Source organism: Oleiagrimonas soli (assembly GCF_000761445.1).
GTDB lineage: Bacteria > Pseudomonadota > Gammaproteobacteria > Xanthomonadales > Rhodanobacteraceae > Oleiagrimonas > Oleiagrimonas soli.
Genome location: NZ_KN196470.1, coordinates 1,455,626 through 1,478,926, shown reverse-complemented (window position 1 = coordinate 1,478,926; position 23,301 = coordinate 1,455,626). Strand labels below are relative to the sequence as shown.

Annotated in this window: 19 protein-coding genes; 5 read left to right on the top strand and 14 right to left on the bottom strand. The window is 67.2% G+C overall.

Annotated features, from left to right (window positions below; translation table 11 throughout):
* Positions 1-5: 5 nt before the first annotated feature.
* From argH to LF63_RS06450, 10 genes are all read right to left on the bottom strand, one after another.
* A complete protein-coding gene (gene argH / locus LF63_RS06500; protein ID WP_043100469.1) occupies positions 6-1,319 on the bottom strand; it encodes an argininosuccinate lyase in 1,314 nt (437 codons plus the stop codon).
* 44 nt (positions 1,320-1,363) lie between these two features.
* Positions 1,364-2,308 (bottom strand): N-acetyl-gamma-glutamyl-phosphate reductase, encoded by a 945-nt coding sequence (gene argC / locus LF63_RS06495; protein WP_043100467.1) that lies wholly within the window; start codon positions 2,306-2,308, stop codon positions 1,364-1,366.
* Positions 2,305-2,904, bottom strand: coding sequence for a GNAT family N-acetyltransferase (locus LF63_RS06490; RefSeq protein WP_043100465.1), 600 nt, complete (start codon positions 2,902-2,904; stop codon positions 2,305-2,307). Before LF63_RS06490 ends, argC begins: the two co-directional genes overlap by 4 nt.
* Positions 2,901-4,226: an acetylglutamate kinase gene (locus LF63_RS06485; protein ID WP_043103325.1), complete on the bottom strand. Its 1,326-nt coding sequence runs from the start codon at positions 4,224-4,226 to the stop codon at positions 2,901-2,903. The genes LF63_RS06490 and LF63_RS06485 overlap by 4 nt, the downstream gene beginning before the upstream one ends.
* 7 nt (positions 4,227-4,233) lie before the next feature.
* Positions 4,234-5,331 (bottom strand): acetylornithine deacetylase, encoded by a 1,098-nt coding sequence (locus tag LF63_RS06480; RefSeq protein ID WP_043100463.1) that lies wholly within the window; start codon positions 5,329-5,331, stop codon positions 4,234-4,236.
* A 202-nt stretch (positions 5,332-5,533) separates the two neighbouring features.
* On the bottom strand, positions 5,534-6,736 hold the full coding sequence (locus LF63_RS06475) for an argininosuccinate synthase (RefSeq protein ID WP_043100461.1): 1,203 nt from the start codon (positions 6,734-6,736) through the stop codon (positions 5,534-5,536).
* Positions 6,737-6,759: 23 nt separating this feature from the next.
* Positions 6,760-7,239 (bottom strand): OsmC family protein, encoded by a 480-nt coding sequence (locus LF63_RS06470; RefSeq protein ID WP_043100460.1) that lies wholly within the window; start codon positions 7,237-7,239, stop codon positions 6,760-6,762.
* A complete protein-coding gene (locus LF63_RS06465; protein WP_043100458.1) occupies positions 7,236-7,868 on the bottom strand; it encodes an FMN-binding negative transcriptional regulator in 633 nt (210 codons plus the stop codon). The genes LF63_RS06470 and LF63_RS06465 overlap by 4 nt, the downstream gene beginning before the upstream one ends.
* 7 nt (positions 7,869-7,875) lie before the next feature.
* Complete coding sequence (locus LF63_RS06460; protein ID WP_043100456.1) at positions 7,876-8,889, bottom strand: N-acetylornithine carbamoyltransferase; 1,014 nt, start codon at positions 8,887-8,889, stop codon at positions 7,876-7,878.
* A gap of 359 nt (positions 8,890-9,248) precedes the next feature.
* A complete protein-coding gene (locus LF63_RS06450) occupies positions 9,249-9,776 on the bottom strand; it encodes a glycine zipper 2TM domain-containing protein (RefSeq protein ID WP_043100452.1) in 528 nt (175 codons plus the stop codon).
* A 180-nt stretch (positions 9,777-9,956) separates the two neighbouring features.
* On the opposite strand from LF63_RS06450, the gene cysS reads away from it, so the two are divergent.
* Positions 9,957-11,339, top strand: coding sequence for a cysteine--tRNA ligase (cysS, locus tag LF63_RS06445; protein ID WP_043103323.1), 1,383 nt, complete (start codon positions 9,957-9,959; stop codon positions 11,337-11,339).
* Between the two features lie 42 nt (positions 11,340-11,381).
* The gene (locus LF63_RS06440) at positions 11,382-11,819 is read left to right on the top strand and encodes a SufE family protein (protein ID WP_043100450.1); all 438 of its coding nucleotides are present in this window, start codon (positions 11,382-11,384) and stop codon (positions 11,817-11,819) included.
* A gap of 90 nt (positions 11,820-11,909) precedes the next feature.
* On the opposite strand, the gene dksA is transcribed toward LF63_RS06440, so the two are convergent.
* Positions 11,910-13,034 carry an RNA polymerase-binding protein DksA gene (gene dksA, locus LF63_RS16475; protein WP_081945120.1) on the bottom strand — a complete coding sequence of 375 codons (1,125 nt, stop codon included), beginning with the start codon at positions 13,032-13,034 and terminating at the stop codon, positions 11,910-11,912.
* Positions 13,035-13,144: 110 nt separating this feature from the next.
* Here dksA and yidD point away from each other — a divergent pair, with 110 nt between their 5' ends.
* Complete coding sequence (yidD, locus tag LF63_RS06425) at positions 13,145-13,405, top strand: membrane protein insertion efficiency factor YidD (protein WP_184655115.1); 261 nt, start codon at positions 13,145-13,147, stop codon at positions 13,403-13,405.
* Positions 13,402-14,283: a M23 family metallopeptidase gene (locus LF63_RS06420; protein ID WP_081945119.1), complete on the top strand. Its 882-nt coding sequence runs from the start codon at positions 13,402-13,404 to the stop codon at positions 14,281-14,283. The genes yidD and LF63_RS06420 overlap by 4 nt, the downstream gene beginning before the upstream one ends.
* Positions 14,284-14,295: 12 nt before the next feature.
* Here LF63_RS06420 and LF63_RS06415 read toward each other — a convergent pair whose 3' ends face one another.
* The 3 genes from LF63_RS06415 to LF63_RS06405 form a co-directional block, all read right to left on the bottom strand.
* A complete protein-coding gene (locus LF63_RS06415) occupies positions 14,296-15,180 on the bottom strand; it encodes a 5'-nucleotidase (protein ID WP_184655117.1) in 885 nt (294 codons plus the stop codon).
* Between the two features lie 223 nt (positions 15,181-15,403).
* Positions 15,404-16,162, bottom strand: a complete 759-nt coding sequence (locus tag LF63_RS06410) for an NAD kinase (protein WP_043103316.1) — start codon at positions 16,160-16,162, stop codon at positions 15,404-15,406.
* Positions 16,163-16,202: 40 nt separating this feature from the next.
* Positions 16,203-21,062, bottom strand: coding sequence for an NAD-glutamate dehydrogenase (locus tag LF63_RS06405; protein WP_043100445.1), 4,860 nt, complete (start codon positions 21,060-21,062; stop codon positions 16,203-16,205).
* Positions 21,063-21,484: 422 nt separating this feature from the next.
* Between LF63_RS06405 and LF63_RS06400 the strand changes: the two genes are divergently transcribed.
* Complete coding sequence (locus LF63_RS06400; protein ID WP_052394775.1) at positions 21,485-23,236, top strand: sensor domain-containing diguanylate cyclase; 1,752 nt, start codon at positions 21,485-21,487, stop codon at positions 23,234-23,236.
* Positions 23,237-23,301: the final 65 nt, after the last annotated feature.

The following is a 23,301-nucleotide window of genomic DNA, read 5'->3' as shown; positions in this document are numbered from 1 at the left end:
GGCAATCAGTGTGCTTCGCGTTGCTTATCCTTAAGAGCCTTGAGGCGGTCGTGCAGGATTTCAAGGCCCAGCGCCGCTGCGCCGCCCGGAGAGACGCGCGCGGTCAGACTCGATTCAGGCGTTCGACCACTGCCGGTATCGCTGCCCGCCTCCGCCGCAGCGCGGTACGCGGTGCGGAACGGCACGCCCGCCGCGGCCTGTTCGATGGCGACGTCGGTGGCGTGCATCGACGGCTCGATGGCCGCGCGCATCGCCTCGCCGTTCCACTGCATGCGCGCCAGCAGATCGGGCATCAGGTCGAGTGCGCGCAGACCGTGCGTGAAGCCGTGCCACAGCGAACCCTTGCTCAGCTGCAAGTCGCGCTGATAGCCGCTGGGCAGCGACAGCAGCTGTTCGATCTCCACGCGCGCGGCGGCGACCGGCGCGTAGCTGGCGCGCAGCATTTCGACCACGTCGGGATTGCGCTTGTTGGGCATGATCGAACTGCCGGTGGTGTATTCGTCGGGCAGACGCACGAAGCCGAATTCGGCGGTGGTGAACAGCGACAGATCCCAGGCCAGACGCCGCAGATCCAGCAGCGTCGAAGCCAGCGCGTCCAGCGCACCGAGCTCGAACTTGCCGCGCGAAAGCTGCGCGTAGATCGGGCTGACCTGCATGCGCGCGAAGCCGAGCGCCTCGGTGGTGTAAGCACGATCCAGCGGCAGGTTCACGCCGTAGCCGGCGGCGGTGCCGAGCGGATTGGCGTCGAGCCAGTCGCGCGTGGTGCGGGCGCGCGCGGCGTTGTCGATAAAGCCTTCGGCGAAACCGGCGAACCACATCGCCGTCGACGACACCACCGCGCGCTGCAGGTGCGTGTAGCCCGGCAGCGGCAGCGATTCGCCGCCGGCACGCTGCAGACACACTTCGGCGATGGCGACGCACAGATCACTCAGGTCGTCCAGACGCTCCTTCAACCACAGCCGCGTGGCGACCAGCACCTGATCGTTGCGACTGCGGCCGGTGTGCACCTTGCGGCCGACGTCGCCGAGACGATCGACCAGACGCGCCTCGATCGCCGAGTGCCCGTCCTCGTGCGTGTCGTCGAGGATGAAGTCACCGTTGCGGAAATCCTCGGCCAGCGCGTCGAGCTCGCGCGTGATCGACGCGACTTCGTCCGCGCTCAGCACGTCGATGCGGCCCAGACCGGCCACGTGCGCCTTGCTGGCGGTGATGTCGTGCAGCAGGAACTCGCGGTCCAGCAGCACGTCGTCGCCGGCCAGGAATCGCATGATGCGCGCGTCCACGCGCACGCCGTCTTTTTGCCAAAGCAGATCGCTCATCGGGAATGCCTTCGTTGTGCCTGTTCGTTGCGTCGTGTCGAAATTCAGTGCGGGATGCCTTCCAGTTCCGGAAGGCTCAGCGCGCGATTGAGATTCTGCAGGGCCTGCGTCGCCGCGCCCTTGAGCAGGTTGTCCAGACAGGCCACGACCACCGCGCGACGACCGTCCGGCGCGACGCTGAGTCCACCGATGGCAGCGTAGTGCTGGCCGGCGATGCGGCTGACCCACGGCGCCTCGTCCTGCACGCGCACCAGCGGTTCGTCCCGGTAGCGGCTGCGGTAGCGCTGCATCAGTTCCTCGACGCTGCGCGAGCGGTCCAGATACAGGTTGCAGGTCACCGTGAGGCCGCGGAAGTGCGGCGCCACGTGCGGCATGAATTCGACCGGGATGCCGAGCTGGAAACTGCACTCGCGCTCGTGCATGTGATGCACCAGGCTGTACGGCATCAGGTTGTCGCGCAGCTGCTCGGGATCGTTGCGCGGCGACGGCGTGGTGCCCGCGCCGGAATAGCCGGACACGCCGAAGCAGACCGGCGGACCGACCAGCAGTTCCTTCATCGGCGCGACGGCAAGCTGGATCGCGGTGGCGTAGCAGCCGGGATTGCTGATGCGCTTCTCGCCGCGATAGCGCTCGCGGGTCAGTTCGGGCAGACCGTAGTACCAACCACGGTCGAAGCGGCGGTCGGCGGAGAGGTCCACCACCACGGTCTCCGGCGCCTGCGCATCGATCGCCTCGACGAACGGCGTCGAGGCGTCGTTGGGCAACGCCAGGATCACGGCGTCCGTACCCTGCGTCGCGGCCTCGTTGGCGTCCAGGCGCGTGTAGCGCAGATCGCCCTCGTAGCCGTCCACATGCGCGTCGACGCGCGCGCCGTCCAGCTCGCGCGAGGACACGAAGGCCAGCTCCAGCTGCGGATGGCCGGCGATCAGGCGGATCAGTTCGGCGCCGGTGTGGCCGCGTGCGCCGATGAGGCCGACGGTCTTGCTCATGAAACGTGTGCTCCCAGCAGATGATCGAGGTGACGGCGAATGGCCGGCCACTCGGCATCGATGATCGAGTAGACGACGGTGTCGCGGTAGCTGCCGTCGTCCATGCGCCGATGGTTGCGCAGCACGCCGTCGAGCTGCGCGCCCAGTCGTTCGATGGCGGCGCGCGAACGCCGATTCAAGCGATGCGTGCGCAGCTCGACGGCGGCGCATTGCAGGGTCTCGAACGCGTGCCCCAGCAGCAGCCGCTTGCAGGCGGTGTTGACCGCGCTGCGCTGCGCGCTGGCGGCGTACCAGGTCCAGCCGATCTCGACGCGCCGATTCACCGCGTCGGCATGACCGAGCCGCGTGCAGCCGACGACACGACCATCCTGCTTGCGCCGCACCACGAAGGCCTGCGCCGCGCCCTGCGCGGTGTCGGCCAGCGCTTCATCGATATAGGCGGCCATGCCCTCGGGCGTCGGCACCGACGTGAACCAGAGGTTCCACAGCGCGCCGTCGGACGCAGCCTCGACCAGCGCGTCGTGATGCGCGCGCGTCAGCGGTTCGAGTGCGACGTGGACGTCTTCCAGCGTCACCGGTTGCAGCCAGGCGCTCACGCAGCGTCCTCCAGCGTGGCCGGACGCTGCGCGCAATGCGCGACGCAGCGGGCGATGGCGTCGAAACCGTCCAGCCCGTACCAGAACACCTTCCAGTGCTCCTGCTTGAGACAACCGTCGGACTCGGCGTAGTAGAAGTGATTGACGACGTTGCCGTGCCGCGAACGCCAGAACAGGCGCGGATTGGCCTCGCGCATCACCTGCCACACCGCGCGGCCGATGCCCTCGCCCTGGGCGTCGTCGAGCACGGCGAACTTGTCCAGGTAGGCGAAGCCCTCTTCTTCGGTGAGGATCATCGCCGCGCGGTAGTTCTCGCTGATGTAGACGCGGTAGGGCTGGGTCCGCTCGAAGTAGTCCGCGGCCAGCCGGCGACGGAAGCTGGACTCGATCAGCGCGCGCAGACGCGAGATGTCGACGCCGTCCCAGCTGCCCTCGAACGTGAGCACGCGTTCGCCGCGTCGGATCAGCGTGCCCGAGCCCTTGTGCGTGAACAGCTCCTTGGCGAGCTGGCCCGGACGCGTGATCGATACCGACGAGGTCAGCGGCAGGTCGTCCAGCAGATGCTTGATCTGATCGATCTTCAGGCGCATGCCCGAGTGCAGCCACGGCTGCGCCATCAGATGCTCGTACTCGGTGCGCAGGTTGATCGAGTCGATGATCTCGCCGTGCTCGTCGAGCAGACCGCCGGTGCCGGTCAGGAACACGATCTTGTACGGCTGCAACGCGCGCACCAGTTCGTTGGCGGCGAAGTCGGCGTTGACGTTGAGGATCTGTCCTTCCGCGGTCTCGCCCAGCGAGGCGATCACCGGAATCGAACCGATACGCAGGCTGGCCTCGATCGGCGCCAAGTTCACGGCGTCGACACCGCCGACCAGGCCGAGGCGGTCGCGGTCCAGGAAGCTGGCCTCGAACACGCCGGACAGGATCGACGTGGCGCGCACGTCCATGTCCTGCAGCGCCTCGACCAGGCGCAGGTTCTGCGTCTGGAACACGCGACGCACGACTTCCAGCGCCTTTGGCGAGGTGACGCGCAGGCCGTCGACGGTCTGCTTCTCGATGCCGGCGGCGGTCATCTCCTCGTCGAGCTGCGGACCAGCGCCGTGCAGCACGATCGGCGTCAGCCCGACCTGCTGCAGGAACGACAGCGAGGAGATCAGCGCGTCGAGTTCGTCGCGCAGCACCGCGCCGCCGACCTTGACCACGGCGAAGCGTTTGGCGTCGAGCTGCGAGAAGCGCTTGAGATACTGCTGGATCTCCTTGGCGCTGCCCATCGAGGAGAGCAGACGGACGATCGTCTGTCGCGTGTTCTTGTGCGTATCCATCGTCGTCTTATGCATGTCCATCGTGAATGATGCGTTGCAGGTGACCGACGTAGGCGGCGAGCTGGTCCAGCGCCACCCATTCGTCGGCGGTGTGTGCCTGGGCGATGTCGCCCGGACCGAACACCATGGTCGTGTAGCCGGCCGCGGAGAACAGCGAGGCCTCGGTCCAGAAGTCGACCGCGTTGCCGATCGGCAGTCCGAGTTCGTCGGCCAGATCGCGCGCGGCGAGGCGACGCGACTCGGCGGCGGCAATGTCGCCGGCCGGCAGCGACGGGCCGCGGAAGGTCTCCTCGAATTCGGCCGGATGCGGATCGGCCAGATCGTGGAACGTCCTCAGCAGCGCGTCGGGGTCCATCGACGGCAGCGGCCGAAAGCCGAACTTGAGCTCCGCCTCGGGCGCGATGACATTGGCTTTGATGCCGCCCTCGATGCGGCCGAGGTTGAAACGCAGACCGGTCATGCCGCCGAAGCGGTGATGCGCCTGCGCCTCGACGTAGTCCAGCGCGCGGCTGCCCCAGCGCACGGCCTGATGCAGCGCGCTGTCGGACGCCTTCTGCTCGCCCGAGGCGTGTCCGGCACGGCCGGCGAAGCGCATGCGCACCGAGTGAATGCCGCGATGCGCGAGTACCGCCTCGCAGCGGGTCGGTTCGGCCACGATCACGGCTTCGTAGTCGTGCGGTTCGCGCACGAAGTTGGGCACGCAGCGCGCGTCGTTGGCTTCCTCATCGGTGGAGAACAGGAACGCGCAATCGCCCGCGCCCGCCTGCGCCACCGCCAGCATCGCCGCCGCCGCGCCCTTGATGTCGCAGGCGCCCAGCGCCGTCGCGCGGTCGTCGCCGATGCGCAGCTCGAACGGGCTGGCGGTCCAGCGCGGCGAATCCGGCACCGTGTCCAGATGCACGTTGAACAGCAGCCGCGGCGTGCCGCGCACGGCCAGCAGGCTGACCGCGCCCGCGCCGTGGTCGGTCAGCGTGCAGTCGAAGTCCGGCAGCTGCGCCTGCAGATAGTCGAAGATGCCGTCGGTGCCGATGGCACGCGGCGGGTTGCGCGTGTCGAAGCCGACCAGCGCCTTGAGGTGTTCGAGCGTGCTATCGAGAAGATTCATCCGTTGATATCCGTGATGGTCATCATTCGTTTCGTTATGGCTCGAAAGTCACTGGGTCCCGGCTTTCGCCGGGATGACGGCTGAAAAGCTATGTCGCCTTCATGGATAGCCCATCCTTCGGTCACACCTCGGGCATTCCCTTGGGTCGCACCACGGGCATTCCCTTCGGTCGTCATCCCGGCGCACGCCGGGACCCAGTGACTCACCCGCCTACTCCACGGTTCACTTCCGCCCACAGCGACGAACTCATGCCGAACAGCTTGATGAAGCCCTCGGCCTCTTCCACGCCCCAGTCGGCCGACTGCGCGTAGGTCGCGCCCTTGGCGTTGAGGATGTGCGGCGATTCGACGCCGACGGCATCGACCTTGGCGCCTTCGGTGCGCAGCGTGACGGTGCCGTTGACGCAGCGCTGGCTGGACGCCAGGAAGGCTTCCAGATCGGCCTTCAGCGGATCGTGGAAGAAGCCCTCGTAAACCAGTTCGACCCACTGCTTGGCCACCAGCGGCTTGAAGCGATTCTGCGCCTTCGACAGCACGGCTTCTTCCAGCGCGCGGTGCGCGGCCAGCAGCGCGAACAGGCCCGGCGCCTCGTACACGATGCGGCCCTTGAGACCGATGGTGGTGTCGCCGGTGTACAGGCCGCGACCGACGCCGTAGGCGGCGAACTGCCGGTTCAGGCGCGCCAGGATCTGATGTCCGGCCAGCGACTCGCCATCGACCGCCACCGCTTCGCCGTTGCGGAAGCTCAGCTTCACCTCCAGCGCTTCGGACGGCCATTCGGCGCGCGGCTTGCACCAGCCGCGAGCGCCTTCGCCCGGCGCCTGCCAGCGGTCGATCTCGCCGCCGGACAGGGTCACGCCGAGCAGGTTCTCGTTGATGGTGTAGCTCTGCTGCTTGGCGCGCACGCCGAAGCCGCGTTCTTCCAGATAGGCCTGCTCGTAGGCGCGGGTCTGGGTGTGCTCCTTCTGGATTTCGCGGATCGGCGCGACGATGTCGAAATCGCCCAGCGCCTTCACGGTCAGGTCGAAGCGCACCTGATCGTTGCCCATGCCGGTGCAACCGTGCGCGATGGCCTTGGTGCCCAGCTCGGCCGCGCGCTTCAGCGCCGCCTCGACGATCAGGTAGCGGTCGGAAACCAGCAGCGGATACTGGCCCTGATAGCCCTCGCCCGCCCACACGAACGGCTTGACGAAACCGTTCCAGATCGCCGGACCGCCGTCGATGGTCACATGACTGGCGACCCCGAGCTCTTCGGCGCGCTGTTCGATGAAGGCGCGCTCCTCGGCGTCCACGCCGCCGGTATCGGCGAACACGGTGTGCACGGCGTAGCCGCGCTCCTTCAGGTACGGCACGCAGAAGCTGGTGTCGAGGCCGCCGGAAAAGGCGAGGACGATGTCTTGGCTCATGAGGGGAATTCCTGGGGAACGGTTCAAGGGGAAGCGGTGTCGATGCGCGGCTCGCAGCGCACGGGGAAGTTGACGGAGTTGGCGATGAAGCAGGCGTGGTGTGCGTCTTCGTGCAGCGCCGCGGCGCGTTCGGCGTCGCTGCCGGCGGCGATGGTCACCTGCGGATGCAGCACGACTTCGACGAAGCGACCGGCGTTGCCTTCGGTGCGCATGACGCCCTCGGCACGGTCCTCGTAGGCGACGACCGTGACGCCGGCCGTGGTGGCCATGTGCAGGTAGGACAGCATGTGGCAGCTCGACAACGCCGCCACCAGCAGATCCTCGGGATTGTGCTTCGAGGCGTCGCCGCGGAAGGCGCGGTCCGACGAGGCCGCCAATTCGGGCTTGCCGTCGATGCGCAGCACGTGGTCGCGGCCGTAGGCGCGGTAGTCGCGCGTGCCCTCGCCGCGATTGCCGGTCCAGGCCAGTTCGACGGCGTAGCGATGCGTGTGCAGATCGCTCATTCGGACGTCTCCTTGCCGTAGCGCAGCATCAGCGTGGCCAGTGCCTCGTCGCGCTCGCCGGAGCGCTTGCGCAGCCCCTGGATGACGCCCACGCGGTTGCGCACGGGATGGTTCTGACTGAGTTTGAACTTGCCTTCCACGCGCTCGACGGCGATGTCCAGCCCGGCGATGCCCTTCAGCTGGGTCTCGATGTAGTCGGCCGGCGCCTCGTCGACGCTCCACGGCGTTTCCATGCCCAGTTCGTGACGGTCGGTGAGATCGGTCAGCAGACGCCGCAGCCAGCCATGGTCGTGGGTGACGCGGATGCGCCCGTGCACCTGCACCATGGCGTAGTTCCAGGTCGGCACCACGCGACCGTCCTCGTCGTCTTTGGTCGCGTACCAGCCGGGGCTGACGTAGCCGTCCGGACCGTGGAAGATCGCCAGCACCTCGGCGCCGTCGGCCTGCGCCAGTGGATTGCCGCGCGCGACGTGTCCGCGCAGACGGCCGTTGGCGCCCGGCAGCAGCGGCACGGGATTGGCGTGCATCCCGTTCGCGTCGGCGAGCACCAGCGTCGCGAACGGATAGCCCAGCATGATGTCCGCCAGCGCCTCGGCGCGCAGTTCCCTGAAATGTTCCGGTGCGTACATGCGTGCGTCAGCCCTGCCCGGCCAGCGCGGCCATGATCGCCTTCTGCACGTGCAGGCGGTTCTCGGCTTCGTCGATGGCGATGCAGGCCTGCGAGTCCATCACCGCGTCGGTCGCCTTGACGTTGCGGCGCAGCGGCAGGCAGTGGCTGAACACCGCGTCGTCGGTCATCGCCATCTTCGCCTCGTCGACGATGAAGTGCTTGTGCGCGTCGCGGATCGGCTTCTCCTGATCCCAGCGGCCGAAGTACGGAATCGCGCCCCAGCTCTTGGCGTAGACGACCTGCGCGCCGCTATAGGCTTCCTCGATGTCGTGACTCATGCGGAAACTGCCGCCGCTCTCGGCGGCGTTGTTCGCGCCGATGTCCATGTAGCGCGGGTCCAGCGCGTAGTCCGGCGTCGGGCACAGCAGGGTCACGTCCATGCCGAAACGGGTGGCGATGGTCAGCGCCGAATTGGCGACGGCGGTGTTGAGCGGCTTGGGATGGTAGGTCCAGGTCAGCACGTATTTCTTGCCGCGCAGATCGGTCGTGCCGAAGTGTTCCTGCAGCGCCATGATGTGCGCCATCTCCTGGCACGGATGCGTGATCGTCTCCATGTTCACCACCGGCACCGTGGCGTATTTCGCGAAGGACTTCAGCACGCGGTCCTGGCGATCGACCTGCCAGTCCTGGAATTTCGGGAAGGCGCGCACGCCGATCATGTCGACGTAGCGGCTGAGCACGCGCGCCACCTCGGCGATGTGCTCTTCGGCCTCGCCGTCCATCACCGAACCGACCTCGAACTCGATCGGCCATGCGTCCTTGCCCGGCGACAGCACGATCGCCTTGCCGCCCAACTGATGCGCGCCCAGCTCGAAACTGGTGCGGGTGCGCATCGACGGGTTGAAGAACAATAGCGCGATGGAGCGACCCTCGAGCGCGCGACCCTGCGGAGAACGCTTGAACGCGGCGGCCTGCGCCAGCAGCGCGTCGAGGTCGTCGCGCGACCAGTCCTGGGTGTTGAGAAAGTGGCGAAGGCTCATGGGGTATCCGTGTACGGGGAATGTTCGTGGGCCGGAAACAGGAAAACCCGGCGCGGGGCCGGGTTTTCGTCGTGATCGTCGAACAGCACGCGACAGCCTACCCGGCCGGAAACAAGCTTTCCGGTCGGCGCGCACGCGAGGTCATGCCGGCGGCCATGCGGGCGCTGGTCAGGATCGCGGGGGCGGCGGTATGGGACGGCTTCACGTGTCGTGCTCGTGGCATGGAACGCATAGAAGTACACGATCGGCCCGCCGCGCGCAAGACTTGGCGCATGCCCGGGCGGCGGACATGAGAAACGGCACGCGCTTCCGTCTGGAAGCGCGTGCCGTCGGGGACGACATCGCTGCGTCGGCTCCGGTCAGTCGACCGGCGAGACGCTGATGCGGATGCGCAGGCGGTCGCCCGGATCGTAGTCCAGACGCGACACGTAGACATCGCCGCGATAGCGGTACTCGACGTTGTAGCCGATCACGCGCCGTTCTTCGCTGACCGAATTGATGTTCTGGCAGCGCGTCTCGGTGCCTTCGTAGGTACGGGTGCCGCCGCCGCTGACGCGATTGCCGATGGCGCCGCCGGCAACCGCGCCGGCCACGGTCGCGGCCTTGCGGCCGTCACCCTTGCCGATGGTGTTGCCGAGCACGCCGCCGACCACCGCACCCAACAGGGTGCCGGCCGCGCTGCTGTGGCGCTCTTCGCGCACCACCGGCTGGTCGTAACACTGTTGCTGTGGCTGGTTGACCTGCACGGTGCGGTAGACGGGATCGACGCGAAGCACGTCGGCCCAGCCGTAGTGGGTGTTGCCGTTGCCGGGGGGCGGCGCATCCTGCGCAAACGCCGCCGTGCCGGACAGCAGGGCGATCAGCAGGAAGACGAATAGCTTTTTCATGGAGGACCTCGAACGAATGCGACGGTATCGCCCGTCGTGCTTCTCGTTTGAACGCATTGCACCAAAGCGAGCCTGAACGCACGCTTAGATCGGGATCTTCTGTGCCGATCGTTGGGACGAATTGCTAAGATCGTCCGCTCTGACCGTGACGGACCACCCCTTGCCATGCCCACCCGCGCCATGCCCATCCGCCTGCACAACACCCTGACCCGAAGCGTCGAGCCCTTTCAGCCACTGCAGCCGGAACAGGTCACGATGTACCTGTGCGGACCGACGGTCTACAACTACGTGCACATCGGCAATGCACGCGGCCCGGTGGTGTTCGACGTGCTGGTTCGGCTGCTGCGCCGGCACTATCCGAAGGTGGTGTTCGCCCGCAACATCACCGACGTCGACGACAAGATCAACGCCGCCGCCGGCACGGCCGGCGTGCCCATCGCCGAGATCACCGACAAGTACGCCGCTGCCTACCGCGAGGACATGGCCCGCTTGGGCGTCGGCGCGCCCGACATCGAACCGCACGCGACCCAGCACATGGCGCAGATCGTCGCCATGATCGAGCGCCTGATCGCCGACGGCCACGCCTACGCCGCCGAGGGGCACGTGCTGTTCGACGTCGATTCCTATGCCGAATACGGCGCGCTGTCGGGTCGGTCCACCGAGGAAATGATCGCCGGCGCACGCGTCGAGGTCGCGCCGTACAAGCGCCATCCGGCCGACTTCGTGCTGTGGAAGCCGTCCACCGACGATCTGCCCGGCTGGGACAGCCCGTGGGGCCGCGGCCGCCCCGGCTGGCACATCGAGTGCTCGGCGATGAGCGCCGCGCACCTGGGCGAAACCATCGACATCCACGCCGGCGGCGTCGACCTGACCTTCCCGCACCACGAGAACGAGATCGCGCAGAGCACCTGCGCGCACGGCGGCAAGGTGTTCGCGCGCTGGTGGCTGCACAACGGCATGCTGACGTTCGGCGGCCGCAAGATGTCGAAGTCGCTGGGCAACGTGCTGGAGCTGCACACCCTGCTCGACCAGCACCCGCCCGAAGCACTGCGCCTGCTGCTGCTGAAGGGACACTACCGCCAGCCGCTGGACTGGACCGACGAGGCGCTGGAGCAGTCCGTGCGCACGCTCGACGGTTGGTACGGCGTGCTGCGCGATCTGGCCGACGTGCAGACCGACGAAGCCGTGCAGCCGATCCCCGACGCCATCGAACAGGCGCTGTGCGACGACCTCAACACGCCCATCGCGCTGGCCGAACTGTCGGCGCTGGCCGACCAGGCGCGCAAAGCCGAGGGCGAGGACGCGCGCAAGGCGGCCAAATCCGCCCTGCTCGGCGCCGGCGCGGCGCTCGGTCTGCTGCAGCAGCCGGCCGAGGAATGGTTCCGTCAGGGCGCCGACAGCGTCGACGCGGAGCATGTCGAAGCGTTGATCGCCGCGCGCAACGAAGCGCGCGCCGGCAAGGACTGGGCCCGCGCCGATGCCATCCGCGACCAGCTCGCCTCGATGGGCGTGAGCATCGAGGACGGCGCCGATGGCACGCGCTGGAGCACGTTGCGTTCCTGAGCGTCGTTTCCGCCTGCGCCGCGTCTGCGCGATAATGCGCGCATGAATGACACCACCCCCAGCGCCGCGCAGGCGCAACAGGACATCGCCGACGAATTCGCCTTCTTCAGCGACTGGAGCGAGCGCTACCAGTACCTGATCGACCTCGGCCGCAAGCTGCCGGACTTCCCCGATGCGCTCAAGCGCGAGGAGTTCAAGGTGCACGGCTGCCAATCGCAGGTCTGGCTGGTGCCCGAGGGCGACGCCCGCTGCATGCGCTTCCGCGCGATCAGCGATTCGGCCATCGTTTCCGGACTGATCGCGCTGGTGCTGCGCGTCTACTCGGGCCGCGGCGCGCAGGAAATTCTCGACACCGAGCCGACCTACATCGAGGCCATCGGCCTGGCCAAGCACCTGTCGCCGACCCGCTCCAACGGTCTGGTGGCGATGCTGAAGACGCTCAAGGGCTACGCCGCCGAGGCACTGGCCGACGCCGCCTGACCGACGCCCGCTCGCTTTGCGCATCCCGCAACGACGAAAAGCCCCGCATCGAGCGGGGCTTTTCGTTGTCTTTCGTCGGCGATGCCGGAATCAGTCGCCCATCTGCTTCTGCAGATGCTCGCGACGTTCCTGGGCATCCAGCGACAGGGTCGCGATGGGACGTGCTTCCAGACGCTCGACACCGATCTCCTCGTCGGTTTCCTCGCAGAAACCGTAGCGGCCTTCCTCGATGCGGCGCAGGGCCTTGTCGATCTTGGAGATCAGCTTGCGGTAGCGATCGCGCGTGCGCAGTTCCAGCGAGTTCTCGGTCTCGCGCGTGGCGCGCTCGGCCTCGTCGCCGACATCGCGCACTTCGCCGCGCAGGTTGTCGATGGTCTGACGCGATTCCTCGACCAACTGGTCGCGCCAGGTGCGCAGCTTGTCGCGGAAGTACGCAAGCTGCTTGGGGTTCATGTATTCCTCGCTGCCGCTGGGCTTGTAGCCCTTCGGCAGATCGATGACGACGGTAGCCGGCAGCGCGTAGCGGCCGTCTTCCTTGGTAACGCTCGGTTCGTTGTTCGGTGCGACAATGGCCATGCGTGGACGTTCTTTCTGACTCTGCTTGCTCTTGCCCTTGCTCGGAGCCTTGGACGGCGATGCGGCCTTGCTGGCCGGTTTCGTCGCCTTGGCGCTGCTTTGCGAGGACGGAGACGGGGTGGAAGCGGACTTCTTGGAAGCCGCCTTGCGTGGGGTGGATGTCTTGCCGGCCGGCGATGCCTTGACCGCTGTCTTGCGTGCCGTGCTCTTGCCGGCCACGGGTTTCTTCGCGGCGGGCTTCTTCGATGCAGCGGATGGGGCCGGAGCCTTCTTCGCCGCGCTCTTCTTGGAAACGGTTTTCTTCGGCGCGACCTTTTTCGCCGCGGGTTTCTTGCTGGCCGCCTTCTTGGCGACGGTTTTTTTCGCGGCCGACTTCTTGACCGCAGGCTTCTTGCTCGCGGACTTCTTCGCCGCAGCGGGCCTCTTCGCGGCAACCTTCTTCGGCGCAGCCTTCTTGGCGGCGGCCTTCTTGACGACCTTCTTCGCTGCCGTCTTCTTGGCGGTCGACTTGCTGCCGCTCTTGGCTGCCTTGGTGGTGCTGGCCGCTACCGTACGCTTACGGGTTTTCGCGTCCCTATCTCGGGTCGCGGTCGTGGTCTTGCGTGCCTTACTGGAGGCACTACGCGTTGATTTCGCCATGCTCCCTCACCATTGTAGGTCGGCGGCCGGGTGTTATAGCCTAGTTCTCCGACACCAGCAACTGCCCTTCGGTTGATCTCCGGACAACTGTCGGATGCCCCCCGGAACCGATCTTGACCCGCATCATCCTTTTTCTTCTCGCCCTCTACAAGCGGCTGCTCAGCCCCTTGCTCGGGCAACGCTGCCGCTTCCACCCGACCTGCTCCGAATATGCGCGCGTCGCGGTGGCGCGGTTCGGTCCCCTGCGTGGCAGCATCCTGGCCGGCTGGCGCATTCTGCGCTGCCAGCCTTTGTGCAGCGGCGGCATGGATCCAGTCCCGCAAACCTTCAGACTAGCGCGTTGCCGCGCTCACGGAAAGGACGCCGCATGATCCGGTCCCGAAGCCGCTTGCGCCTACGACACCTGCTGGCAGCCAGCGCCCTTCTGCTACCCCTGCCGCAGGCCCGCGCGGCCGTCCTGCAGCTGCCGCGCGAAGTGCCGCAGGGCGGGCTGGTGATCGGCCGCGCGCCGGCGGCATGCCGGGTCAGCTACGACGGGCGCGACCTGCGCGTTGGCGCCGACGGACGGTTCGCGTTCGGCGTGGGTCGCGACGCGGAGGGTCCGCTGCAGGTCCGCAGCGCATGTCCGGGACATCCGCCGCAGGTCCAGCACATCGCGGTGCGCTCGCGCACCTGGCCGACCGAACGCGTCAATGGCGTGCCGCCGAAGACGGTGCGCCCGCCGCCGGCCATCGCCGCACGCATGGCCCGCGAGCGCAAGCTGGTCGCCGCCGCACGCACCCGCAACGACGCTCGCGAGGACTTCGAGGAAGGTTTCGTGTGGCCGGTGCACGGGCGCATCAGCGGTCGCTTCGGCAGTCAGCGCATCTACAACGGCGTGCCGCGCGCGCCGCATTCGGGCGTCGACATCGCCGTGCCGCGCGGCACGCCGGTCAAGGCGCCCGCGGCCGGCATCGTGACTCTGGCCAAGCGGCTGTATCTAAGCGGCAACACCGTCATCATCGATCACGGCTTCGGCGTCAGTTCGGTGATGCTGCACATGGACAAGCTGGACGTGACGCCGGGACAGCGCGTGCGCCAGGGCCAGATCGTCGGTTTGTCCGGCATGACCGGGCGCGCCACCGGCCCGCATGTGCACTGGGGCATGAACTGGTTCGGCGTGCGCCTGGATCCACGCATGGTCGCGCGCGAGCATCCTGCGAACACACATCGACAGGCACGCAGAAAATCAGCGCAAACCGCTGATTAAAAGGAAATAAGATCAGGCGTCTTCTTCCGTGTTCGAGACGCCGTGCGGCACATGTCCCGTCGCCACGTGGCGGCGCGTGGACTCCACGTTGGCCGGCGAATCGTCGAAGAAGATGTCGGCGCCGAAGGCATCCAGAAACGGCCCCTTGTCGCGTCCGCCCAGAAACAGCGCCTCGTCGATGCGCACGCCCCAGCGGCGCAGGGTGAGGATCACGCGCTTGTGCGCCGGCGCCGAGCGCGCCGTGACCAGCGCAGTGCGGATCGGCGAATCCTCGGCCGGAAATGCCGCCTGCAACCGATGCAGGGCCGCCAGGAAACCGCGGAACGGTCCCACCGAAAGCGGTTCTTCGGCGCGCTCGGTCTCGCTGCGATGAAAGGCTTCGAGCCCCTCCTCGCGCGACACGCGCTCGCCTTCGTCGCCGAAGATCACCGCGTCGCCGTCGAAGGCGATGCGCAGCTGCTCGCTGACCCGCGGCGGCGCGGTCGACGGCAGGATCGTCGCCGCGGCAACGCCCGCGCGCAGCGCCCGGCCCACGTCCTCGGCGTTGGCCGACAGGAACAGGTCGGCGCCGAACGGGCGGATGTAGTCCGAGGTCGGCGCGCCGCTGGTGAAGGCGGCGCGGGCGATGTTCAGCCCGTAGTGCTGGATCGAATTGAAGATGCGCAGCCCGGTGTCGCCGGAATTGCGCGACAGCAGGATCACTTCCACGGGCGGCTTGTCGCCGCTCAACGCATTCAGGCCGAGCAGTTTCTGCACCAGCGGAAACGCCACGCCGGGTGCCAGAATGTCGTTCTCGTGCTCGATCTGGAAGCTGCGGTAGGCGTCCAGCCCCTCGCGCTCGAACAACTCGTGACTGTCGCCCAGATCGAACAGCGCACGCGAGGAAATCGCCACCATCAGGCGGTCGTCGCGGACCGAGGTCGCGGAATGGGCGTTGGGTGACTGACTCAAGAGCGGTCCTGCTGGATGAGTGGGGCCATGCGGCGCGGGCAGCACGGATGCGCTCGACGGGCGCTGGCCTTCGTGAACGACGCCAATCCTGCGATGCTTCCTCGCACGCTGTCTGGCACGTCGGGAAGTGTAGTGCGCCGCACCGCCGATCGCGAGCGCAGCGCCCTGCTCAGAGCAGGAATTGCTCGTCGAGGATGCGCTGTTCGAGATTGTGTTCGGGATCGAACAGCAGACGCACCGCGTGCTGGCCGGACTGACGCACTTCCACGCTCAGCACGTTGCGCACTTCGTGATAGTCGGCCGTGGCGCTGATCGGGCGCTTGTCCGGGTCGAGGCTGCGCAGGCCGACGCGGGTCGTGTACGGCAGAATCGCGCCGCGCCAGCGCCGCGGACGAAACGGGCTGATCGGCGTCAGCGCCAGCACATTGGCGTCCAGCGGCAGAATCGGACCGTGCGCCGACAGGTTGTAGGCCGTCGAACCGGCCGGCGTGGAGACCAGGATGCCGTCGCACACCAGTTCGTCGAGCTTCTCGTCGCCGTTCAGGGTGATGCGCAGGTGCGCCGCCTGATTGCTCTGGCGCAGCAGCGAGACTTCGTTGAAGGCCAGCTCGACGCACTCCTCGCCGTCTGCCGTGGTCGCACGCATTTCCAGCGGATGCAGCACGGCCGGATGCGCGCGCGCCAGGCGCGACTCCAGGTCGTTGTCGCGGTACTGGTTCATCAGGAAACCCACCCGGCCCAGCTTCATGCCGTAGAACGGCTTGCCCAGGTCGAGGTACTGGTGCAGCGTGCGCAGCATGAAACCGTCGCCGCCGAGGGCGACGATAACGTCGGCCTCGTGCGGCGACACGGAACCATACTGCGCTAGCAGGTGCTCGGCCGCCTCGCGGGCGGCCGGCGCCTGACTGGCGACGATCGCGATCTGCATCGACAACGGTCCGGTCAGCGGCAACCTGTCCGAGCTTAACTCAGTGGAGCGGCATCTGCGCCAGCTGCGCCAGGCGACGCACCGCCACCGAGGCGATCGGATAGTCCGCGTTCTGGGTCAGGATGTCGGCCAGCATGGCGCGCGTGTGCCGCAGCGTCGCATCGTCGCGATCCAGCCACGCCGCCACCGCGTCCGCGCCGCGACGGTCGCCGGCGAAGCTCAGCACCTGCGCCGACAGGGCGCGATGCTGCTGGCTCAGTTCTTCCAGCAGCGAACCGCGCGCCTGTGCGTGCCAACTGCTCTCAACCGGCAGCGCCTCGATCTGCCCGCGCAGCCAGTCCAGATCCAGCGCGCCGGCCAGCCCGAAGAACACGCTGGCGACCTGCTCGACCGGCTTGTCGCTCTGCACCGACACCTCGGCCATGTCCAGACTCGAACGCAGCAGCGGAATCCGCGCCAGGCGCAAAGCCAGGTCGGCGGGCATGCCCAGACCTTCCCATTTCTCCTGCCCGGCCTCGAAATCGGAACGGCCGGTCGGCGTCAGCGCGCCCGGCAGCGCCTCGCGCAGCGCGCGCATGCTGGGATGGTAGCGTTCGACATTGGCAGCGATGTCCAGCGTGCCGCCGGGACGGGTCAGCAGCCAGCGGGTCAGGTGCCGCAGCAGGCCCCAGATGTGCAACATGGCGTCGATCTGGGTGTCTTCGGAAACCTTGCCGTCCATCGCCTCGATGTCGGCCCACAGTGCGCGCGCTTCGAGCATCTCGCGGGCCGCGGTGAAGGCCTTGGCGATCGCCGCGGGCGACTGGCCGGTGTCCTCGGCCATGCGCATCATGAAGGTCGCGCCCATGCGGTTGATGGTCGAATTGGTCACCGCGGTGGCGATGATCTCGCGCTTCAGGCGATGACGCTGCATGTGTTCGGCGTACGGCGTGCGCAGCGGCTCGGGGAAGTAACGGGCCAGCTCGCGCGACAGGTACGGATCTTCCGGCACGTCCGAATCCAGCAGCTGCTGGAACAGCTTCAGCTTGTCGTACGACAGCAGCACCGACAGCTCGGGCCGGGTCAGGCCCAGGCCACGCGTCTTGCGCTCGGTCAGCTCGGCGTCGCTGGGCAGCGACTCGACCTGGCGGTCGAGCAGGCCTTCGGCTTCCAGCGTGCGGATGAAGTGCGCCATCGAGCCGATGCGCTTGGCCGCCATGTGTTCCATCAGGGTGATGGCGTAGTTCTGGCGGTAGTTGTCCCACAGCACCAGGCGCTCGACTTCGTCGGTCATCGCCGCCAGCTGCTGGTTGCGACCGTCGGTGTCGAGCTCGCCGCGATGCACGGCATCGCCCAGCAGGATCTTGATGTTGACCTCGTGGTCGGACGTGTCCACGCCCGCCGAGTTGTCGATGAAGTCGGTGTTCAGCAGCACGCCGTTGAGCGCGGCCTCGATGCGGCCCTTCTGGGTCAGGCCCAGGTTGCCGCCCTCGCCCACCACCTTGCAGCGCAGCGCGTTGCCGTCGATGCGCAGTGCGTTGTTGGCGCGGTCGCCGGCGTCGGCATGCGTCTCGCTGGAGGCCTTCACATAGGTGCCGATGCCGCCGTTCCACAGCAGGTCGGCCGGCGCCTTGAGGATCGCGTTCATCAGCTCGTTGGGCGAAAGCTGCTCGACGTCGTTGCGCAGACCCAGCGCCTTGCGCACCGGCTCGGACACCGGGATCGACTTCGCCGAACGCGGCCATACGCCGCCGCCCTCGGAGATCAGGTTCTTGTCGTAGTCCTCCCAGCTCGAACGCGGCAGCTTGAACATGCGCTCGCGCTCGGCGAAGGACGTGGCCGCATCCGGATCCGGATCGAGGAAGATGTGGCGATGGTCGAACGCGGCCAGCAGGCGGATATGACGCGACAACAGCATGCCGTTGCCGAACACGTCGCCGGACATGTCGCCGACGCCGACGCAGGTGAAGTCCTCGCTCTGGCAGTCGCGGCCCAGCGCACGGAAGTGGCGCTTGACCGACTCCCACGCGCCCTTGGCGGTGATGCCCATGCCCTTGTGGTCGTAGCCGTTCGAGCCGCCCGAGGCAAAGGCGTCGCCGAGCCAGAAGCCGTGATCGACGGCGATGCCGTTGGCGATGTCGGAAAACGTCGCGGTGCCCTTGTCGGCAGCCACGACCAGGTACGGATCGTCGGCATCGTGACGGACCACATCCTGCGGCGGCACGACCTTGCCGTCGACGAGGTTGTCGGTGATGTCCAGCAGACCTTCGATGAACATGCGGTAGCAAGCCACGCCCTCGGCCTGGATCGCCTCGCGCTCGCCGCTCTCGGGCGGCTGCTTGACGAAGAAGCCGCCCTTCGAGCCGACCGGCACGATGACGGTGTTCTTGACCATCTGCGCCTTGACCAGACCCAGCACCTCGGTGCGGAAGTCCTCGCGACGGTCCGACCAGCGCAGGCCGCCGCGAGCGACCGCGCCGAAGCGCAGATGGATGCCTTCCACGCGCGGGCCGTAGACGAAGATTTCGCGGTACGGCACCGGCTTGGGCGCGTCGGGCACCAGCGAGGAATCGAACTTGAAGCTGATGTAGTGACGCGCGGCGCCGTCCGGACGCTGGAAGTAACCCGTGCGCAGGGTCGCGCGGATCACGTCCATGTAGCTCTTGATGATGCGCTCGTCATCGAGACTGGCGACGTCGTCCAGCAGCACCTTGATGGCCTGCCAGTAGGCATCGATCTGCTCGTCGCGACCCAGACGCAGCGCGCCGACCACGCGGTCGATGAACGCCGCACGGTCGCCGCTGAGCGATGCCGGCACCAGCGTTTCCATCTCGCGGCGCAGCTGTCCCTCGTGCGCGGCCAGCTCGTCCTCGCTGCGCGTCTCGCGGCGCGGGTCGAATTTGGCGTTGAACAGCTCCACCAGCAGATTGGCGATGCCGGGATAGCGGTTCAGCGTCTCCTCCATGTAGCTCTGCGAGAAGGCGATGCCGACCTGCTGCAGGTACTTGCAGTAGCCGCGCAGCATGGCGACCTGACGCCAGTGCAACAGCGCGCCGAGCACCAGACGGTTGAAGCCGTCGCTTTCGGCGTTGCCGCGCCACACGTTCTCGAAGGCGTCTTCGAAATGACCGCCGACCTGATCGACCGGGAACAGCAGGTCGCCGTCGGCGCGCACCTCGAAATCCTGGATGAACAGGCGCACGTCGTCCACGCGCATGTCGTAGACATGCTCGGTGAGCACGCGCAGGCCGAGGTTCTCCAGCTGCGGCAGCATGTCCGACAGCGGAATGTCGACACCGCGACGGTAGACCTTGAAGCGCAGCTGATCCGGCTGCTGCTGCGGCCGGTAGAACGACATGCGCACGGCCTGGTCGTCGTCCAGCTGCGCCAGCGCCTGCACGTCGGCGGCGGCGACATCGGCGGACACTTCCTCGATGTAGCCGGCCGGCAGCGCGGCGCCGTAACGGTTCGCCAGCGCCATGCCCTCGGCTTCGCCGAGCTCGTGCACCAGACTGTCGCGCAGGTCGTCCTGCCAGTTGCGCACGATGCCGACCAGCTCTTCTTCCAGCGCGGCGGTGTCGAAGCTCGGCACGTCGCCGGGTTTCGGGCGCACCACGACATGCAGGCGCGCCAGTGCGGCCTCGCCCATCAGCACGCTGGAATCGAGCGACTCGCCGTCCAGCGACTCGCACAGCATGCGCTCCAGACGATGACGCACCGTGGTGTTGAAGCGCTGACGCGGAATGAACGCCAGGCAGGAGAAGAAACGACCGTACTGGTCGCGGCGCACGAACAGGCGCGCACGCGCACGCTCCTTCAGTTCCAGCACGCCCATGGCGACGTCGAACAGCTCGTCGGGCGAACCCTGCAACAGTTCGTCGCGCGGCAGCGTCTCAAGGATGTGGCGCAGCGCCTTGCCGGAGTAGGCGTCGCGGCGCAGGCCGGAACGGCGCATCACCGACTCGTACTTCAGGCGCACCAGCGGCATCTCCTGCGGGCGCTTGGTGTACGCCGTGGAGGTGAACAGGCCGAGGAAGCGCTGCTCGGCGACCGGACGGCCCTCGGCGTCGAAACGCAGCACGCCGATGTAGTCCATGTAACCCGGGCGGTGCACGCGCGAGCGGGCATTGGTCTTGGTCAGGATGATCGCGTCCATCGCACCCGACTGCGGCAGCCGCGAGGCCACCAGCGTCTTCAGCGAACGCGGCGCGGTGGCGCGGCTGTCGTCGCGCAGAATGCCCTGCCCCGAATCCTTGACCGTGCGCAGGACTTCGTCGCCGTCGACATCGGCGACCTCGTACTCGCGATAGCCGAGGAAGGTGAAGTTGTCGTCCGCCGCCCATTGCAGGAAAGCCTGCGCCTCGGACACCGCGGCTTCGTCCAGCGGCAGTTCGCGGCGCGGCAGCTGCTCGGCGATGTCGAGCATCATGTCGCGCATGCTGCGCCAGTCCTCGACCGCGAGACGCACATCGGCCAGCGATGCTTCCAGGTCCTCGCGCAGACGTTTGCAGGCCTCGTCATCGGCCAGACGATCGATCTCCAGATGCATGACCGATTCATGCGCCTGGTCCACGCCTTCGCTACTGATCTCCTGCAGCGTGCCGGACTCGTCGCGATGCACGGCGAACACCGGGTGCACCACCATGTGCACCTCCAGTTCGGCGCGCGCGACGACCATGGTCAGCGTATCGACCAGGAACGGCATGTCGTCGGTGACCACCTGCACGGTGGTGCGCAGCCCGCCCCAGCCGGCCTGCTCGCGCTCCGGATTGAAGATGCGCAGATGCGCACGGCCATGATGCGGCCGCTGGCGCATGAAACCGTACAGTTCCACCAGCAGCGCCGCCCATTCCTCGGGCGCGTGCTGATCGCGGTCGATCTGCGCCATGCGCGAAAAGAATCCGTCCACGAGCACGCTCATCTGTGCGGGAACGACGTCTCCGGAACGGGCAGTCAGGTGTTCGACATGTTCACGGACTTGACCCAGGAAGCGGTCAACTTCCATGTGCTTGGCTTGATTCATGGTCAATTCTGCTTTAGGAAGCTAGGTAAGGGATGCGGATCTGAAGGGAGCAATGCGATCCGGCGCACGGAACGCGCGCAAACGACAGGACACTGTGAGCGCATGTTCACCGGAAACAGCCACTACGGTTCGACGGCCCAGGGACTGGGGCTGCGGCGGCAACGACGGCGCGTCCGATGGCTGCGAAAAACGCTGGCTACGGGACATGATCCAGATCGCTTACCCAGGCTGTGCATGAGGGGCCCGCCTGCCCTGCCAAAGCGCATGGGAGGCGGATCGAGATGGCAAGGATAGCTCCGCAGCCCCCGGCTGATCCAGCATTGCCCTCGCTGCTGATGGCGCATGGGCGTTCCCGACGCTTCCGTCGCCGTCTCGTTCTGATCGCCATCGCCGCCATCGCGCTGGTACTCGGACTGGCTTCCATCGTCGCCATCAACGCCCACACCTACCGCGAATACAACGGCTGGACTCGCCACTCCTACCAGGTTCAGGAACAACTGCTGCGCACCGGCCATGCGCTGCGCAGCGCCGAATCGGGGCTGCGCGGCTACCTGCTGACCAGCGACACCGACCAGTTGGACATCTTCTTCGCCCAGCTCCCCGACATCGATGCCAGCAGCGCGCTTCTGGTGCAGATGACCATCGACAGTCCGCAACAGCATGCGCGCGCCTTGAAGCTGCGCAGCATGCTGCTGACCCGGATCGCGGACATGCGGCACGTGATGTCGTCCTATCACCGGGGCGGCGCGGACGCCGCCCGTCAGTCGATGCGCGCGCAGCTGTCGGCACAATCGACGCATCCGATCGCCGCGCACATCGCGGCCATGGAGGCGGTCGAACAGAAACTGCTCAGCGAGCACGAGGCCCAGCGCCTGCACTCCGCCACGCTGGCGACCTGGTTCACCGTGGCCTGCCTGCTGTCCGGCGTCTTCCTGCTGGTCAGCGCGGTCATTCTGGTCATCCGCGAACAGCGCATCCGCCTGCGCTCGAACGACGAACTGGCCGCCGCCTACGCGCAACTGGCCGAAGCGCTGGAGGAGTCGCGCGGTCTGGCCGACCGCATGCATCGCCTGCATCTGCTCAGCGAATCCCTGCAGAACTGCCGCAGCATCCGCGAGGCGCTGCACATTCTCCCGCCGAGCCTGGAAGACATGCTGCCCGACACCGCCGGCGTCGTGGCGCTGATCAACGCCTCGCGCAATCTGGCCGAGAAAGTGGCCGAATGGGGGCGCCTGCGAATCCACAGCGAGGCCGTATTCACGCCCGACGACTGCTTGGCGCTGCGCCGCGGTCAGCCCTATCCGGGCACGGACACGCGCGTGAAGATCCGCTGCACGCATCTGAAGCCCGAACAGGCCGAGGACGCCGACGTCACATGGCTGTGCATTCCGCTGCTGACGCAGGGCGAGACGCTGGGCGTGCTGCATATCCAGCATATCGGCGAGATGCATGCCGAGGAGCATGACCTGGCCGTGACCCTGGGCGAACAGCTCGGCCTCATGCTGGGCAACCTGAAGCTGCAGGAGACGCTGCGCATCCAGTCTATCCGCGATCCGCTCACGGGGCTGTTCAACCGGCGCTACCTGGAAGTCTCGCTGAACCGGGAACTGCTGCGCAGCCGCCGCCACGGACGCAGCGTGGCGGTGATGATGCTGGACATGGATCACTTCAAGCGCTTCAACGACACCCACGGTCACGACGCCGGCGACGAACTGCTGCAGCAGTTCGCGGCGGTGCTGCGCGACAACATGCGCGCCGAGGACATCGCCTGCCGCTACGGCGGCGAGGAATTCGTGTTGATCCTGCCGGAAGTCGAACACGCCAGCGCCCTGCAGCGCGCCGAGGACATCCGGCAAGCGGTCGCCGCGATGAAGGTGCGTCACCAGGGCGCGCTGCTGGGCACCGTCACGGTCTCGATCGGCGTGGCCATGCAGGACACGCAGGGCAGCGAGCCGGGCACGCTGCTGCATGCCGCCGACCAGGCGCTCTATCGCGCCAAGAACGCCGGGCGCAACCGGATCGAGGTCGCCGCGGCCGCGGAAACCGCGACTATGACGAAAGACACGGATTGACGCCCTTCGGACGCATTCTTAAACTGCCCGGTATACCCGAGCGCAACCCTGTCCCCGCCTGCACC

Bases quoted from the DNA above. Each gene is read 5' to 3' on its own strand.
- argH (WP_043100469.1), bottom strand. From the start codon at position 1,319: ATGAGCGATCTGCTTTGGCAAAAAGACGGCGTGCGCGTGGACGCGCGC.
- argC (WP_043100467.1), bottom strand. From the start codon at position 2,308: ATGAGCAAGACCGTCGGCCTCATCGGCGCACGCGGCCACACCGGCGCC.
- LF63_RS06485 (WP_043103325.1), bottom strand. From the start codon at position 4,226: ATGGATACGCACAAGAACACGCGACAGACGATCGTCCGTCTGCTCTCC.
- LF63_RS06480 (WP_043100463.1), bottom strand. From the start codon at position 5,331: ATGAATCTTCTCGATAGCACGCTCGAACACCTCAAGGCGCTGGTCGGC.
- LF63_RS06475 (WP_043100461.1), bottom strand. From the start codon at position 6,736: ATGAGCCAAGACATCGTCCTCGCCTTTTCCGGCGGCCTCGACACCAGC.
- LF63_RS06470 (WP_043100460.1), bottom strand. From the start codon at position 7,239: ATGAGCGATCTGCACACGCATCGCTACGCCGTCGAACTGGCCTGGACC.
- LF63_RS06465 (WP_043100458.1), bottom strand. From the start codon at position 7,868: ATGTACGCACCGGAACATTTCAGGGAACTGCGCGCCGAGGCGCTGGCG.
- LF63_RS06460 (WP_043100456.1), bottom strand. From the start codon at position 8,889: ATGAGCCTTCGCCACTTTCTCAACACCCAGGACTGGTCGCGCGACGAC.
- LF63_RS06450 (WP_043100452.1), bottom strand. From the start codon at position 9,776: ATGAAAAAGCTATTCGTCTTCCTGCTGATCGCCCTGCTGTCCGGCACG.
- cysS (WP_043103323.1), top strand. From the start codon at position 9,957: ATGCCCATCCGCCTGCACAACACCCTGACCCGAAGCGTCGAGCCCTTT.
- LF63_RS06440 (WP_043100450.1), top strand. From the start codon at position 11,382: ATGAATGACACCACCCCCAGCGCCGCGCAGGCGCAACAGGACATCGCC.
- dksA (WP_081945120.1), bottom strand. From the start codon at position 13,034: ATGGCGAAATCAACGCGTAGTGCCTCCAGTAAGGCACGCAAGACCACG.
- LF63_RS06420 (WP_081945119.1), top strand. From the start codon at position 13,402: ATGATCCGGTCCCGAAGCCGCTTGCGCCTACGACACCTGCTGGCAGCC.
- LF63_RS06415 (WP_184655117.1), bottom strand. From the start codon at position 15,180: ATGGTGGCGATTTCCTCGCGTGCGCTGTTCGATCTGGGCGACAGTCAC.
- LF63_RS06410 (WP_043103316.1), bottom strand. From the start codon at position 16,162: ATGCAGATCGCGATCGTCGCCAGTCAGGCGCCGGCCGCCCGCGAGGCG.
- LF63_RS06405 (WP_043100445.1), bottom strand. From the start codon at position 21,062: ATGAGCGTGCTCGTGGACGGATTCTTTTCGCGCATGGCGCAGATCGAC.